This window comes from Geomonas silvestris, assembly GCF_014193515.1.
Lineage (GTDB): Bacteria > Desulfobacterota > Desulfuromonadia > Geobacterales > Geobacteraceae > Geomonas > Geomonas silvestris.
In genome coordinates this window covers 46,296-56,761 of sequence record NZ_BLXX01000017.1, presented here as the reverse complement: position 1 = coordinate 56,761, position 10,466 = coordinate 46,296, and the positions used below count along the sequence as shown (strand labels likewise).

General features: G+C 49.1%; 9 protein-coding genes and 2 pseudogenes. 5 read left to right on the top strand and 6 right to left on the bottom strand.

Annotated elements, in window-relative coordinates; translation table 11 throughout:
• Positions 1–124 (top strand): annotated as a pseudogene (locus GMST_RS19940) (IS1595 family transposase); the annotation flags it as partial.
• A 106-nt stretch (positions 125–230) separates the two neighbouring features.
• Here GMST_RS19940 and GMST_RS22330 read toward each other — a convergent pair.
• Both GMST_RS22330 and GMST_RS19935 read right to left on the bottom strand, forming a co-directional pair.
• Positions 231–890, bottom strand: a pseudogene (locus tag GMST_RS22330) (DUF4011 domain-containing protein); the annotation flags it as partial.
• A 258-nt stretch (positions 891–1,148) separates the two neighbouring features.
• Positions 1,149–1,451 (bottom strand): nucleotide pyrophosphohydrolase, encoded by a 303-nt coding sequence (locus GMST_RS19935; RefSeq protein WP_183356466.1) that lies wholly within the window; start codon positions 1,449–1,451, stop codon positions 1,149–1,151.
• A 356-nt stretch (positions 1,452–1,807) separates the two neighbouring features.
• Between GMST_RS19935 and GMST_RS19930 the strand changes: the two genes are divergently transcribed.
• Together GMST_RS19930 and GMST_RS19925 are read left to right on the top strand one after the other, a co-directional pair.
• Positions 1,808–2,122 (top strand): helix-turn-helix domain-containing protein, encoded by a 315-nt coding sequence (locus tag GMST_RS19930; RefSeq protein WP_183356465.1) that lies wholly within the window; start codon positions 1,808–1,810, stop codon positions 2,120–2,122.
• Positions 2,123–2,340: 218 nt separating this feature from the next.
• Positions 2,341–3,423: a tyrosine-type recombinase/integrase gene (locus GMST_RS19925; RefSeq protein WP_183356464.1), complete on the top strand. Its 1,083-nt coding sequence runs from the start codon at positions 2,341–2,343 to the stop codon at positions 3,421–3,423.
• A 75-nt stretch (positions 3,424–3,498) separates the two neighbouring features.
• Here GMST_RS19925 and GMST_RS19920 read toward each other — a convergent pair whose 3' ends face one another.
• From GMST_RS19920 to GMST_RS19905, 4 genes are all read right to left on the bottom strand, one after another.
• The gene (locus GMST_RS19920; RefSeq protein ID WP_183356463.1) at positions 3,499–4,287 is read right to left on the bottom strand and encodes a hypothetical protein; all 789 of its coding nucleotides are present in this window, start codon (positions 4,285–4,287) and stop codon (positions 3,499–3,501) included.
• Positions 4,288–4,770: 483 nt separating this feature from the next.
• The gene (locus GMST_RS19915; protein ID WP_183356462.1) at positions 4,771–6,324 is read right to left on the bottom strand and encodes an anti-phage dCTP deaminase; all 1,554 of its coding nucleotides are present in this window, start codon (positions 6,322–6,324) and stop codon (positions 4,771–4,773) included.
• A 721-nt stretch (positions 6,325–7,045) separates the two neighbouring features.
• The gene (locus tag GMST_RS19910; protein WP_183356461.1) at positions 7,046–7,546 is read right to left on the bottom strand and encodes a hypothetical protein; all 501 of its coding nucleotides are present in this window, start codon (positions 7,544–7,546) and stop codon (positions 7,046–7,048) included.
• Positions 7,547–7,610: 64 nt separating this feature from the next.
• The gene (locus GMST_RS19905) at positions 7,611–7,904 is read right to left on the bottom strand and encodes a hypothetical protein (RefSeq protein ID WP_183356460.1); all 294 of its coding nucleotides are present in this window, start codon (positions 7,902–7,904) and stop codon (positions 7,611–7,613) included.
• Between the two features lie 114 nt (positions 7,905–8,018).
• Here GMST_RS19905 and GMST_RS19900 point away from each other — a divergent pair, with 114 nt between their 5' ends.
• The gene (locus GMST_RS19900) at positions 8,019–8,981 is read left to right on the top strand and encodes a hypothetical protein (RefSeq protein WP_183356459.1); all 963 of its coding nucleotides are present in this window, start codon (positions 8,019–8,021) and stop codon (positions 8,979–8,981) included.
• 68 nt (positions 8,982–9,049) lie between these two features.
• Complete coding sequence (locus GMST_RS19895) at positions 9,050–10,327, top strand: plasmid replication initiation factor (protein WP_183356458.1); 1,278 nt, start codon at positions 9,050–9,052, stop codon at positions 10,325–10,327.
• Positions 10,328–10,466: the final 139 nt, after the last annotated feature.

Genomic DNA, 10,466 nt, shown 5'->3' with positions numbered 1-10,466 from the left:
GTATCAGTACCGATTTAACCGCCGCTTTGATCTTGCCGCTATGCTGCCTCGCCTGATCGCTGCGACTGTTTGCACTGGTCGTCGCCCTGAGGCGTGGTTGCGGACAGCGGAAGATTGGCGCTAATCAGGTTTTCTATTGCCTTTTCAATCTTCTTGAAATAATCCCCCGGTTCGTCATCTTCCTCCAATTCTGGAAGTTGCAGAGCAAAATCCTGGCTGAGCTTTTCCCTCAATGTCTGGTTTTCGTGAACATCCTCTCCGGAATAGGAGAGGGCATAGATGTAGGTGCGGGTATCCGGATCGATTTTCACCCTTTCGAGGGTTACGGGCACGGCGATCAGGGGCGACAAGGCCGGTTTTTCAACATCATCGCGCTCGTAGAACTCTAGGAAACCGAACACCAGGTACAGCATGTTGGTACCCGTCTCCTCAATTATGGTGCGCGCCTCCGAGCGAATTTTGCGACACATCTTGTCAAGGTCCGCGGGGTAATAAAGGGCCTGGAGCCTGGGAGTATGTTTATTGGCAGAGGAGCGGCACGATTCGGGGGAAAAGCGGGTTTCGACGTCGACACCGAGGGACTCGGCATGGCTTTTGGGGTCAGGACGCTTGTTGGTGTACAGCAGGGGCGGAGGGTCCGGGATCCACTTGAGCAGAATGTCCTTACCATCTAATAGGCGAGTGAAGACGAGATTGAGGTTCGGTTGGTCAACGAACTGAAGTGAACGCCCCTTAGGGTGGCGAAAACTGAGGAGGCGGTTACGCGTGGACAGATCTAATAATCTGGTCCGTAGACGTTGCAACGCCTGTTCAATCGAGAGATTTCCGCTGAAAAGATCATTTGATATTTCTTCAGTCTGGTAGACAGGCTGTTCTTCGGTGTGTGGCATTAGTGCGTCACTCCTGTTGTTCCTGCTCACGAAAAGCGAATATTGCAACATTCCTGCAACATTGTAAATGGATATTCATGTTTTCAATGTACACGCTTTCATATTTAAAGGGGAGGAGGGGTGACATGTCGTAGAGGTCTGAATGGATGGGGAGAAGTCCTGGGGCCGGCCTGAAAGAATGAAAGACAAAACATATCTCTTAGTCATTCATGCCTGCCCTCGGGCATCTTTCCGGCAAGTGGGAGGGCGGTAAGGCACTTACAGCTCGGTATACTTGCGATTGCTCCCTCGGCTCTTCTCCAAGGGATACTTCTCCTCAATCTTGGCCAGCTTGCGGGTTACTGCCTTGCTCATGTCGATGTCGAAGCGCTGGGTGAAGCGGAGCAGGAAGAAGAGGACGTCGGCTAGCTCGTCCTCGATCTGCTCTTTGCGCGCGGGATTCCTTAGGAGCGTGAGGGCTTCGTCCTCGGAGAGGAAGCGGAAGTGCTCCAGGAGTTCGGAGGCTTCGGTGATGACGCCGATGGCGAGGTCCTTGGGGCCGTGAAACTGGGGTGGCAGCAATCGATCTGACTGATTTCGATGGCATGTGCTACGAGCAAGTTGAAATTGATGGGGCAGTTTTTGTCCTGCTTCAGATACTCAATGACGCCGGCGGTCGCAGTTACTTCATTCCCGACGAGCCCTGGATTGGTAGCCTATTTAGACAGAGGCTGGCGGGTCTTGCCGCCCCTCACCTTGGCGTCCCTGGGAGTTGCCAGACGTCTTGGTCGGGTGGTGATTGCCGCTGAACTGGCCCATGTTCTGGCCACAATAAAATCCCCCCCTGCTTACCTAACCCGTAGCAGGGGGTTTCCAATATTTGATCGGCTTGAATAGTATCGGGGACAGAAAATCAATACGCCACTTACGAGGGACCCATGAGAACTGTACTTGAACCGGCTGACATCCAGGCGATAGCTGATGCGGTGGCCGCACGCCTATCCACGGTCATGCCTGTAGCCCCTGTTGCCAAAACACAGGAGGAGATCTTCGATGTGATGGGGTTGGCCGCCTACCTGAAGGTGGACAAGTCCTGGGTTTACAAACAGGTCCAGTACAAGGCGATCCCGCATTTCCATGCTGGTCGTTATCCGCGGTTCCATAAGTCCCATATTGACAAGTGGATCAAAGAGCAAGCAACCCCGGCAGTGGGCGCTCTGTACCAGAAGGACAAGCTGCAAAGGGCCGCGTGACCGTCAGTCTGTAGGTCTGAAGGCCTACCTAAAACTGCTGAGATAGCAGCTAGTTAAAGAGTGGTGTTCTAGAAAATGTTCTAAGAGGATTGGCCGAACTTGAGGAAGGGGATGCTGCGTATGGCTCTGTTTCGGTCATGCGACGCACCCCCTTTTTAGCATCTGCTGGGGCTGCATGCAAGCGCCATTAAGACCATATCAGAGGGGGGGGTAACACGATGAGCAAACCCGGCATATACAAACGAGGCAATATCTGGTGGATCCACTACACCGGCCTTGATGGCAGACAGAAAAAAGAGTCGAGCCGGAGCAAACGATTCCGAGACGCAGAGGCCCTTTTGATCCATAGAAAGAATGAGATTCAGAAAGGAAACCAACCCGAGGTCGTACAGGTCAAAAACCACACCTTCCGGGAGCTGGCCGAGCGTTACAGGGAGTTCTCCCAGTACCAGCGAGGCTACCGAAACAAGAAGAGCATAATAAAGATGGCTGAGGACGAGTTCGGCAACCTCCCGTTAAAGCACTTCACCCTGGCGTTCCTCGAGAGCTACCAGGCGAAGCTTCTCGCCAGCGAGTTGTCCGAGGCAACTGTTAACCGTCGTATTTGCTGCATTAAGCACATGTTCACCAAGGCGGTGGACTGGAAGATGGCCAGCGAGTCGACCATGAAGGAGGTTCACAAGGTCAAGATGTTCAAGGAGAGTTTGAAGCGCGACCGGTTTCTGTCGCGGGAAGAGATAGAAAGACTCCTGGAGGCCTGCGGCACGGATCGGCAACAGCTTCATCTCAAGCCGATCATTATCTTCGCAGTGAATACCGGCTGCCGGAAATCGGAGATTCTTCGGCTAAAGTGGCAAAACGTCGATCTGGAGCATGGATTCATCTCCATCCACGAGCCGAAGAACAAGGAAATGCGGATGACCCCGATCAACGCACCCCTGCGCCAATTGCTCGATGGACTCCCACGCGAGGAAGGGATTGACTACGTGTTCTTCAACTTTAAGACCGGCGACCGGCTGTTAGACCTTAAACGGTCTTTTCCGACGGCAGTGAAAAAAGCTAAGCTCAAGGGCGACGTGGTGTTCCACACCCTCCGCCACACATTTGCCAGTCACCTAGTCATGTCCGGGGTGGATATCGCAACGGTGTCTCGCCTGCTCGGGCACAAGGATCTGAAGATGACCATGCGGTACAGCCACCTGGCACCGAACCATCTCAGCAACGCGGTGGGGGCGTTGGCGGCCGCCTTGATGTCGCCTAGCACCTTGGAGTCAACCAATGCCGAGTCCCCAAAAGAATGACACCGCATTTAAGCAGAAAACTGTGTTCACGGATGAGTGGGGTCAAGCGGTCCTACTCATCTTTTTTGGGGACTGCTATTCACGGTGGTAAAAATTATATATGACGAACCTTTCTGGCTCTATGTCCAAAACCCTCAAAAACTCACTGACGACTTTGAACTGATCAGTAAGGCTGACAGAGACATCAATTCTGTCAAGATAAGCTTTGGATGCCAGATAAGCTTTCTCTGCGTCTGGATTTAATTTTGCAATATTAGATATTTTTTCTGACTCTGAAGGTAAAACATTAGAGATATCGTAAAGGAAAACGCCATTTGTGTAATTTACAATCTGGCCATGATCATGGTTGACAATTTCAATTTCTGTTTTATCCAGCCACATTTGCATCAAAGCATAGTACGCATGCGGTACGATGCCGAAATCATTATACAGAAGAGGCATCATGACCTTGTGGTGGATTGCATTGCTTATTTTTGCGGACAAGTCGCTATAATCATCCTTTTTTTCTTCCTCTTCCTCGTCGAAGTCACACTCTCCTCCGAAGTCAAGTTCAGCCATTTGCTTTACAAAATTTTCGACAACGGCTGCAGAAGGTTTCCCAGAAAAACTCACACCACCGAAAGCGTTGTTAATGCCTAAGCCTAAAGCACCTCTATATTCAAGGATTGCGTGGCACAACTCATGTGCCTCGGCTTCAGGTACCAGCTCTAGCGGCAGCCGATCAAAAATTTTGATAAGGCCATCTTTATATATCCCTGGGTTACCCAAGGATAGGCCCGAGTCTCTTTCGATACGGACCGTGATGCCTTCACTCTGGACATAATCCTTAATCTGCTGCAGCTTGGCTTCGAGCATTTTGTCCAAGATCCCTCCTAGAACAATTTAAAAACAATCGGCTACGAGAACAGCAAAAAAAGGGTTAGCCGGCTAGGGGAAGTCGTTCCAGCAGCTGGCGCTTGATGGACCTTAGTGGCACGCACCAGCAGAGACCGGATGTCCAGGTTCTTCCCGTATTTGGCACGGTAGCGGTCGATGGTCAAGTGCGCGACTTCCCGAGAAATGTAAGAAAACATAAAGACCACCTACACAACCGTGGTGTAGGTGGTCTTTGCCAATTCGATAAGCATTTGTTTTACTTAAGGTCTACTGTTTGCGCCTTAGGTGTGGATGCTATAGGCTTTTCATTGCTCGGGTTATTAGGGGTCAACTTCATGGCCTCCTTAAGTGAAGGTGACCATTTATCATATTCGGTTGCCGCAGCGGACACGCGCCTTTTAAGCCACCCAGTATCGTAAGTCATTTCTTTACCCTCCGGTGTTATTGCGCCCTCAAGGCCATCACATTCCACTATTCGCACTTTATATCAGATTCTAAACCAAAATGGTATAAATTAGCGTTAATTTGATTTAACACCAACGTTTCAATTTGAACGTAAGCTGGTGAAATCATGTCAACTTGAGGGAAGCTCTTCGATTTCTCCCATTCGTAAATTTTCCCGTGCTTGTCCTTTCGTTTCTTTCCCTCCATAGAGAAAAAGTCGATGTAACGGTTTGGGGATACTCCCTCAAACGGTTTGAAGTTTACGACATGAGGGGTATGGTCTCCGCCATCAACCTTGATGATGTGCTTATACAACTTTTCAGTTCGGCTTTTTGGGTAAGGCTCAATAAACACAACCTCTCGAATTCCCGACGAAATAACGTGGCGAGCACACATGTGACATGGGAAGGTCGTGCAGTACAACGAACTCCCCTTTAACTCGACCCCGCGCTTTGCGGCATCCGTTATCGCATTCATTTCAGCGTGCACCACCCTGCCAAACTCCAAAATGCTCGAAATTCTTGCCTTATCTAGAACAGCGGAGTCTGAATATATAGCGTCCTCCAGCAGTTCCGTGGATGTCTTCTTTGCGATCTCTGCATTAAACCATCCAGCATTTTTTAGTTTCTCAAGGATTTCATTAATCATCCTTTCTTTCATCGTAACGCTCGGGTCAACACCAAGCTGGAAATCCCTAAAGTCTTGAGTTTCCCCTGGCCACGGCAGACCACCTCCTGGTTTAGGCACGTCGTTACACCCCATCGCCAGAAGGTCGCCTTCTGGGTTTACAATAACTGCGCCCACCTGCCTCGATAGGTCAGAGCTTCGTAACGAGGCTGCGTTGGCTAAAAACATGGCGTGCTCATCTTTCACTGGCGTGTGAAATGGATATCCAAACCAAAGTTCTAACAGCCTGGACAAATTACCCCTCATTTTTTCCTTTTCAGCCATTCGCAAGAAAAAGTCGCCAAGAGGGAAAGTGTTTTGGACATCTTGTCCAAATTTTTTACCTTTAGTTTTTAGATCTTTTTCTATCAAATCTTCAGCTTGACTCTTAAATTGTTCAGCATCATCTGAAGATTTTGAATCAGCTATTTTTTGAGCTAGAACATCGAGTCTCTCACTTCTCGGAGCATACACTGATATGAGTAAAAAACTCTTGCCATATACCTTGCGAAAAAAACTTACCTCTTCAACTGTTTTGCACGATTTTATTATGTAAGCCTGTCTTTGAATCGGAACTTCTGGCTTTTCCTTTAGCTTATATCTAATCTCTTGAATATTTGCGATAGACAGCATTGCAAGAGCTTCACCACCATTAACTTCCTCCCTTATGGTGTCTCCCAAATCCATTAATTTTTCAATTCTATCACCAGCATCTGCAAAAGAAGCAACTTCCGCATGCCACCTAGGAAGATCAGAGATTAACTGGCTGATTACCACACGTTCAGATCCATAATTGAACTTTCGCAACTCTTCTTCTAGGATACAACTAACCAGCTCAAGGTCGGTGCCAACTGCGCCAACAAGACCAATAAAAATTTCAGAATCCCTCAACTTATGAAGATGCTTGTCCGACATTCAGTCCCCTCCGGCGGGCAGAATCTGCATTAAATGTCTTTATATTTACACAGTCTAATAGGAAATGCAAGGGCTTCCTACATCTGCCCCCCTGCCATTCCCGTGCTTCATCCGCCTCGCCATACACCCAGCGTCACCACTATGGAACTTGAGGTCGCCCATGCGTCCGTAGCAGCCGGGTTGGGTAGGGCGCCTTCTGCGATGGGAAGGGGGAGCGCATGATATCAGCCGGGAAAACGGCCGTTCGCCCACCCCACCAGCAGCGATTATCTTGATGTCTGGAAAGGGCCTGAGTGACCGCCAGCAGTTATCAACGGATATGTGGTGAGCCAAAGGCAACTGGAGGAGATATAGAGTGGAAAAGGGTGTTTAGAACAATTTTAGAACATTTGGGGTGTAGGACAGCAAAAAAGGGCTAGCCTAAATCGGCTAACCCTTTGATTTATTTGGAGCGGGAAACGGGATTCGAAGGCTCCACAAATTAGAAGCCCTAAGTCATAGTTATAACAATTCAGACATCTTACGTTAACCACCCCAACCTTCAGTGTGTCAAAAGTCCAGTGCAGTACAGTTGAATAAAATCAAATCAGCTAGAAAAGCAACAGTTAGGGGACAGATTTGCTCCCGGAAAGATCACTACGGAGTTTCGATTAACCTGCGTGGCGTCGGTTGCTGCACACCCTCGCACTTAGATTCATGTCTAATTGAATAGCTATAGGCGTTAGAGCTTCTTAGCTAGTAAATACCCTACACCTATGAGAATTAGCACTCCAATATAATGTACTGAATTGCCCGTTGGGCCTAAAAGAGAAAAAAATGATGGAAACATAAAATAAATAGGTAATCCGACAATCACAGCGCCTAAAATGAACAGCATGAAAAGCATAACACCATCAAATTCATGACCAGAGGTTGTAGTTGTCGTGACTGTTTGGACCGATACAGGAGGAGGCTCTGCAGGACCTTGAGGAGGATCTAATTTACGAGATGACGCATTCATCATTGCAAGCATGCTCATCTCATCCAGAATGGCTTGATATCGAAGGCTTATATAGAGAGACAGGGCTTTTTTCTCCTCCCCGCCGCTCTTCTCAAGCGCTTTTGCCCACAAGCCAGGACTCTTGATCCCCTGCTGAAGTTCCTCTTCCAAAATAGCGTATATCTGCTGTTCAGAAAGTCGCTTAAAGATCTTGTGATTCTTGAAATCATCATATAGTGTCATGACACTCCCCTCAGTGGGTGAGCTTCCTTCCCAGACGACTCAGTCCTGCCCCCCAACTTCGACTTTACAAGTCATTTTTGTTCCGAGAAATTAACCCCCAAAGTTCTTTACCTTCCGAGGTATCAAACTTCACAGCGCCTGCACGAACAAGAATTTTGCGAAGCTCATTATCCTCAAATCCGCCTAGTCGTTTCTTGATTTCCTCAAAGCTTCTCTTTAGCCATTTTTCACTTTTAAGAAGTGTCTTAGCGACCTCCTCCGCCTTAAACTCAGTGCGAAGTTCCGCTCTGATCTTACGTTCTTGAAGATAACACGTAATCAGGGCAGTAACGAGTGAGGTAATGATGGTGGTCAGCACATTCGCCTCCAATTTTCTGGTTCACCCGACACTAGAAAACAAATACGCTCTTCAATCAATAACCGAAATCTGATAATCTTGCTGCACCACGATTTTAAACATTGAGAATGATACATGAATAAAGACTTGCTGGCAATACGAAAGTGGGCAGAAGGTAAGCCATTTCTTATAGCACTTATTGCTCCCCAACTCGCTGTGAGTGCCAGGGACATGCATCTGGCATTCCGTCACATTAGGGAACGGCGAATATTTGACCATCAATACCCGATGCCACCGCTGCCAGCTTGGTTCGCTATGTATCGTTCCCATAGTAAGATTAATAGGTTCACACGAGCTCTTTTCTCTGATTTTTCAAAGTTCGGGGGGGAAGGCGTTGAACTAGGTGAAACAATCCTTCAAGAGGTTCGCTTCTTCAGAAGAGGCAAGCTCAAACCGTCTGAATTTGTTCCGAGCCCCGAAGACCTAAAAGAGCTACTTCCTCATTTGCAATCAACCCTTTCTGCATCCTTTCAGGAAATTGAAGAAGATTTCTTCGAAACACCCGTTGATCCGCAGATAAAGAAAGCAGCCTTGCAGCTATTCACAGACATGGAGATGGAAAGTAGCTTTTTCATATTTGTGCTCATTCCCTGTTGGCTCCTTTATCGGGAACATCCAACCAACGTATATCGTAAGGCGCGACAGGGTGATCTGGACGCCCTTGAGAAACTCCTCCGTCTTGACCCTCTTATGCTGCATGATCAGTCAATTGGAAAAAGAATTCAGGCTCTTCGCTTCAACAATAAAGCTGCCGCATACCAAAACCTTCTGGAAGCCCCACTGAAGCGCCCAAAGGCAAGAATCACCCGCAAGAAAATGAAATATGCTATAGCCGGGTTAATTTCAGGCATTTCCAGTCTCATCAAGAAACCTCTTACGGAACCAGAAATCCGTGCTCTCTTCGATGCCGTCGCAAATGATTCGGGCGCGTCCCCTATCGATACCGATCTTGCCGACAGCCCAGAAGCATTTGCCAAGGCAATCAACAGGGATCGTGCTTTCTGGCTGCACATGTTCCTGCCGGACAAGAAAAAGTAGAAGTACTGTCCGGGTACTTTCCCCACCATCGTGGAACCCTGAGGGCAACTTTACCCTTAGGAGGTTCCGTGAAAATGAAACAAAGCCCCATCGACCTTGCATCAATCGCCGAAACAGGTGACACCTTTAGCGTTCCAGGCGAGGCCGGCGGCACGGTAGGGATTGCCGGCTCTGCCGGTAACCTTGCCGCGACGCCGGAGTTCCCTTCATGCATGGCGGAACCTGTAACACGCCATGCGCTAATACCAAACCACGACAATTTCCAGTATCTCCTGTGTGGGTTTGATTCCCTCGACATCGGCTTATTCGTCGCTTGGGGCAAAGACTGGCCCGTTGTTCTCAAAACCCTTTACACCCTCAAAGAGAACGCACAACAGACCGGGGAAGTAGTCGATGAAACCACCCCAGGCCGAAACTTCCTGGTCTATCCCAACGGCAAGGGCGATAACTACACCTTCCATCTACAGTTTCCTGAGTTTCACCTCTACATTGCCAAGGGTGAGAAATACGGTAAGGCTCCCAACGTCTACCTTTCTGTCAATGCCGAAACCATGTGGCGAAAGAGCTTCGCTCATGCCCTGAACCTCGTCACCCAGGATCTGAATTACTTCGGCGGCAAGATTGACGATATCCTCCCCAGCCGCCTTGATATCTGCGCCGACTTCAAGCTTTCTCCCGGCCTCACCCTTCCCTTCCTTGAAACCCATGCAGTCTGTCGCAGTCGGGACGTAAGACCAATCCTTAAGGGCGGCATCCTGGAAACCTGCTACTTCGGCTCCCCTGCCGCTCCTATCCGCCTGAGAATCTACAACAAAGGGAAAGAAGTGCTCAAGAAGGGGGAAAAACTCTGGTTCGCCGATCTGTGGGGAGCCAATGACCTTGAAGACGTCTGGCGGGTGGAATTCCAACTTCGCAGACCGGCACTGAAACAATTCAAGGTCAATGGATTTGAAGACCTCTGGCAGCGCGCGGGCGGCATCTGGGTCTATCTGACAGGAGAATGGTTCTCGCTACGTTTACTAGACAATGACCGTCAGGATCGCCGTACCATTCATCCCTGGTGGAATGAGATTCAGAGCTGTGCAGAGCGTTTAGGGAAGGCCGAACGCATTGGCCGCGACCTAAGCTCCAACTCCCACGCCTCGGCATTGTTCTACATCTCGCACATTGCCGGTTGTCTCCCGGCCTTTGCCGTCAGGATGAAGACCAGGGACTATAAGGACGCAATCCTCTCCTTGGGCAAAGCCCTTTATGAGCATTGGCGAAGCCGAGACTTCGATAGCGAATTTATCAAACGGTCCATCAAGCTCGGCCAGGTAATCGAGAGCACTGGGGGGAGTTTATGAAATCCCCCGCCATGTTCCCCTTCAGAGACAACGCCGAACTCGACTACTTCCAGGACCGGCTAGCAGAAATCATGAATGATGGCCGATTGGATGACCTGGAAGCCGAAAGATCTGCCTGGGCATCAGTGCTTTTAAGGAG

Excerpts from the sequence above, each read along its gene's own strand:
- GMST_RS19930 (WP_183356465.1), top strand. The coding sequence starts at position 1,808 with ATGAGAACTGTACTTGAACCGGCTGACATCCAGGCGATAGCTGATGCG.
- GMST_RS19925 (WP_183356464.1), top strand. The coding sequence starts at position 2,341 with ATGAGCAAACCCGGCATATACAAACGAGGCAATATCTGGTGGATCCAC.
- GMST_RS19915 (WP_183356462.1), bottom strand. The coding sequence starts at position 6,324 with ATGTCGGACAAGCATCTTCATAAGTTGAGGGATTCTGAAATTTTTATT.
- GMST_RS19910 (WP_183356461.1), bottom strand. The coding sequence starts at position 7,546 with ATGACACTATATGATGATTTCAAGAATCACAAGATCTTTAAGCGACTT.
- GMST_RS19900 (WP_183356459.1), top strand. The coding sequence starts at position 8,019 with ATGAATAAAGACTTGCTGGCAATACGAAAGTGGGCAGAAGGTAAGCCA.